4 protein-coding genes are annotated in these 4,719 nt (G+C 29.8%); all 4 read left to right on the top strand.

Going from position 1 to position 4,719, the window contains the following annotated elements:
- Positions 1–460: 460 nt before the first annotated feature.
- The gene (locus BBG48_RS10460) at positions 461–1,831 is read left to right on the top strand and encodes a hypothetical protein (RefSeq protein ID WP_068912898.1); all 1,371 of its coding nucleotides are present in this window, start codon (positions 461–463) and stop codon (positions 1,829–1,831) included.
- Positions 1,832–2,098: 267 nt separating this feature from the next.
- Positions 2,099–2,878 (top strand): glucose-1-phosphate cytidylyltransferase, encoded by a 780-nt coding sequence (gene rfbF / locus BBG48_RS10455; protein ID WP_068912897.1) that lies wholly within the window; start codon positions 2,099–2,101, stop codon positions 2,876–2,878.
- A 27-nt stretch (positions 2,879–2,905) separates the two neighbouring features.
- The gene (gene rfbG / locus BBG48_RS10450; RefSeq protein WP_068912895.1) at positions 2,906–3,985 is read left to right on the top strand and encodes a CDP-glucose 4,6-dehydratase; all 1,080 of its coding nucleotides are present in this window, start codon (positions 2,906–2,908) and stop codon (positions 3,983–3,985) included.
- A gap of 31 nt (positions 3,986–4,016) precedes the next feature.
- A partial coding sequence (locus BBG48_RS10445; protein WP_330410385.1) for a hypothetical protein occupies positions 4,017–4,719 on the top strand: 703 nt, incomplete at its 3' end.

Genomic DNA, 4,719 nt, shown 5'->3' with positions numbered 1-4,719 from the left:
TCTTTTGAGCTTTATTATATTATCATTTTTGGTTTAGGATGTCAATAATTTTTTTTTGTTTTTTTGAATTATTTTTATAATATTGTAATTTGCCAAAGTAAATGCAACGCCACCTAAAAATAAATGTTGCATTTACTTTAGCAAATTGCATTAAAGAATTTACAACGCCAAATCATAAAAACATTACTGACAACCTTTATTAAATGATGTATAATAAATAAGTAAGAAATTAGTGCTAATTATAATGATTTATGTTGAAAACAAAAATGACAAGCTCCAAAAATATTTAACAATATAATAGTATCTATAAATTTAATATTAAACAATAATTATTATAACCGATAATATAAATGTGTGTTTTTAAAAAGAATATAATATAAAATGAACAAAATCACATTTATTTATCAAATATGGTTTTTTAATTAATTAAATAAATTTTACTAACGAAATCGAGGAACTCATGAGAAAACTTCATTTAGATAAAATACTGGATATAATTTCAAATATGTTTGAAGCTCATAAAGGTATAAAAAAAGCATTAGATAAAAATGATTTTTCTATAGTTCAAAATACCATGGCAGATTTGCAAGATGTGGCATCAGCTATATATGAAAATATATCATCTCTAGAAAATGAAAAGTGTAGTACATTAGGCCACATATCCGAATATAATGACGTTCTCTTTTTTACGCTAGAAAAACTACAAAATAAATTGCTTGATGCAAAGTCTGCTAAGAAAATATTGGATGACTCACTCAAGAATATTGAACAAAGCCTAAAAAATGATGTGACACTTAAAAAAGAAATAGCGTTTTTCCCATACAAGGCATCAATGTGGGATAGCTTGGAAACATTGTATTTAGATTTAAAAAAAGACCCAAACAATGAAGTCTACTGTATACCAATACCTTATTACGACAAAAATAACGATGGTACATTTGGAGAGTTTCATTACGAAGGATTGGATTATCCAAAGAATATAGAAGTAATAGATTATAGAACATATAAATTCGAAAGCAGAAACCCTGACGAAATCTACATACATAACCCTTATGATGGATGGAACTATGTAACAAGCGTTGATCCTAGATTTTATGCTGAGAACCTAATAAAATATACACATAAATTAGTTTATAGCCCTTATTTTATTTTGCAAGAAATTAATCCAGATGACCAGTCGTCAATTGATGAAATGAAGCATTTTATTTGGACTCCAGCTGTTATATATTCGGATGAAGTAATTTTACAATCAGATAAGATGAAGCAGATTTATATAAATGAATTTATAAAAGCTGCCAAGCACGAAGGACTTACCGGGCGTTATATAGATAGAAAATACTTAGAAAATAAATTTAAAGGTATAGGTTCTCCAAAGATAGATAAAATATTGAGAACAAGAAAAGAAGACTTGGATATTCCAATTGAGTGGAAAAGAATAATTGTAAAGGCAGACGGAAGTTATAAGAAAATAGTACTATACAATACTTCAATTGCCACATTGCTCAAAGAAAACGAAAAATGGATTGAAAAAATAGAGGACTCATTTAGAGTATTTAAAGAAAATACTGAAAATATAGTTTTGCTATGGAGACCGCATCCACTTATAGAAAATACTATAAAGTCTATGCGACCTCAGCTATTACAAAGTTATATCAAGGCAAAAGAAAAATATATCCAAGAAGGATGGGGAATTTATGATGATTCTACAGATTTAGATAGGGCCGTTGCATTTAGTGATGCTTATTATGGAGATATGAGTAGCGTTGTAAATTTATATCAAGCCACATCAAAGGTTGTTATGATACAAAACGCAAATCTTGTATATAATTAAATTGACGTTTTTTAATAACGTTTATGGATATATAAAATTTACAAACGAATATAACCATTACAAAAGATATTTTATGCTGCTGTTTGAGTATTTGATTTTAGTACAAAATATTTGGTGTTTCTAATTTAATTTTAATGTTTTTGAGTTGAATATTGTATTTTTCTTTCTCTAATTATAAATTAAACTAAATGTATTTGATGGCAATTATTTTTTTAAAAAAATTTTTATGTTGAAAAGTTAAGACCTGTTGAAGGGAGTAGATTTCTTATGAAAATGCTAATTTTAGCCGGAGGTTATGGTACTCGAATATCAGAGGAATCCCACTTGAAACCAAAACCAATGATAGAAATTGGAGAAATGCCTATTTTATGGCATATAATGAAACAATGCTCAGTTTATGGAATCAACGAGTTTATCATACTTGCCGGATATAAACAGCATATAATCAAGGAATGGTTTTCAAATTATTTTTTGTATACATCAGATATTACTTTCGATTTTACATCAGAAAAAATGATTAAGATACACACGAAACATACCGAGCCATGGAAGGTCACTGTTGTAGATACCGGAATGAACACACTGACTGGTGGCCGCATTAAGAGAGTGAAAGATTATGTGAACGGCGAAAGGTTTATTGTAACTTATGGAGATGCTGTAAGTGATGTAAACCTTAGAGAGCTTATAGAGCATCATGAAAAAAGCGGGAAGAAAGCAACCATTTGTTTGTACAATTATGGACAAAATAAGGGCGTAGTCGATATTTCTAACGATGGTGAAATAACAGCTTTTCGTGAAAAATCTGATTTTGATGGAGAATTAATAAATATTGGTTATATGATTTTGGAACCTAGTTTCTTTGAATTTATTGATGATGATTCAACAATATTGGAAAAGGAACCTATGCAACGCCTTATTGAAAAAAAACAGTTGAATGGTTATGTGCATAAAGGATTTTGGCAATGCATGGATACACTTAGTGAAAAAAAGAAATTAGAAAGTATATGGGAAAGTGGGAATGCACCATGGAAAATATGGGAAGATTGATACGAATTTAATAATACAAGGATGATTATGTTAGATATTTTAGAAAAATACAAAAATAAAACGGTTTTAGTTACAGGGCATACAGGATTTAAAGGAGCGTGGCTTAGCAAGTTCCTGCTTATTTTAGGAGCAAATGTAATAGGTTATTCTTTAGAGCCTCCCACAAAACCATCATTATATGAAATGTTAGAATTAGACAAACAAATAGTATCAATTATTGGAGACATAAGAGATTTTGAAAGATTAAGTAAAACATTTAAAGCTTATAATCCTGAAATTGTATTCCATCTAGCAGCACAACCTATAGTTAGAACCTCATATAAAGAACCTAGAGCAACTTATGAAACAAATGTAATGGGTACAGTGAATGTCTGCGAATGTATTAGAAATCACGCTTGTGTCAAATCTTTTTTGAATATAACTACTGACAAAGTATATAAAAATAATGAATGGGTTTGGGGATATCGTGAAGACGATTCTTTAGATGGTTTTGATCCTTACTCTAACTCTAAATCATGTTCTGAATTAGTAACTCATAGTTATAAAAACAGTTTTTTTAATGAAATGAACGTTTCAGCATCAACAGCGCGGGCCGGAAATGTAATTGGTGGTGGAGATTTTGCGGACAATCGCATTATACCTGACTGTGTTAGAGCAGTTAAAAACAGAGATATTGTTAGTTTAAGAAATCCATACTCAATAAGACCATACCAACATGTGTTAGATCCATTGATTGTTTATCTGACAATCGCTATCCTACAGATGGATGATAAGGCAAAACAAGGGTTCTATAACATTGGGCCGAGTACAAGTGATTGTGTCCATACAATTGAATTAGTAAAACTTTTTGCAAAATACTATGGAAGTGATTTTAAGTATGAGGTAAATGATACAGATCATGGACCTCATGAAGCAAATTTTTTGCGTTTGGATACCAGCTTGATTCATGCTCAATTTGGATATTCTCCAATTTGGGATATTGATGAGGCTATCAAGCAAACGGTCGAATGGACAAAAATATGGCTTGTAGACGATTCGCCTGATGCGATTAACAAAGTCGTTGAGAATCAGATAAAAGATTTTTTAAATCATAATCAAATGAAATAAACATATTAATATTAGATTAAAGGAAAAGAGTATGAAAATAATTTTATTTGGAGCAGGGACAAATGCAATTTCTTTTTTGCAAAAAAATCCTATATGTAAAAAAGTCGACATTATCAAAATTATAGACAATAATAAAAGCAAGTGGGGGAAAAAAATAAATGAATTTGATTATATTATTGAATCTCCTGACAAAATATCACAGCTTGAATTCGATTATATTGTTGTTACCCCAAAGGAAAGTGATATTATAAAAAAGCAGTTAATTGAAGATTATAAGATTCCTGAGGAAAAGATTATAGGTTGCGGAGATTTATTTATACCCGATGAGAGCAATCTAGGAACATTAGATATTGATTGCGATAAAGAAAGAGTTTATTTAATAGATAAGATGATTCCAAATCATGTGATAACATCTAACAAAATGGAAGAATTCTATTTTAAACATAAACATAATGTTATGAATAAATGGTGGCATTATTTCGAAATATATCAACAGTATTTCGGTAAGTATGTTGGAACTGATGTGAAAATGCTTGAGATTGGAGTGTTTAAAGGCGGTTCTATGCAGATGTGGCAGGATTTTTTTGGTACAAATGCACAAATAGTCGGGGTAGATATCGATGAAAGATGCAAGTCATACGAAAAAGATAATGTTCATATCTGTATAGGTTCTCAGGCTGATTCAAGCTTTTTGACAGAGGTTTCAAATAAATTTGGACCATTTGATATTATCT

Source organism: Criibacterium bergeronii, assembly GCF_001693775.2.
Taxonomy (GTDB): Bacteria; Bacillota; Clostridia; order Peptostreptococcales; family Filifactoraceae; genus Peptoanaerobacter; species Peptoanaerobacter bergeronii.
Note: the sequence above shows the minus strand (reverse complement) of the source record. Positions and strands in the feature narration are given on the sequence as shown.

Coding starts and splice junctions, on each gene's coding strand:
- rfbG (WP_068912895.1), top strand. CDS start 2,906: ATGTTAGATATTTTAGAAAAATACAAAAATAAAACGGTTTTAGTTACA.
- rfbF (WP_068912897.1), top strand. CDS start 2,099: ATGAAAATGCTAATTTTAGCCGGAGGTTATGGTACTCGAATATCAGAG.
- BBG48_RS10460 (WP_068912898.1), top strand. CDS start 461: ATGAGAAAACTTCATTTAGATAAAATACTGGATATAATTTCAAATATG.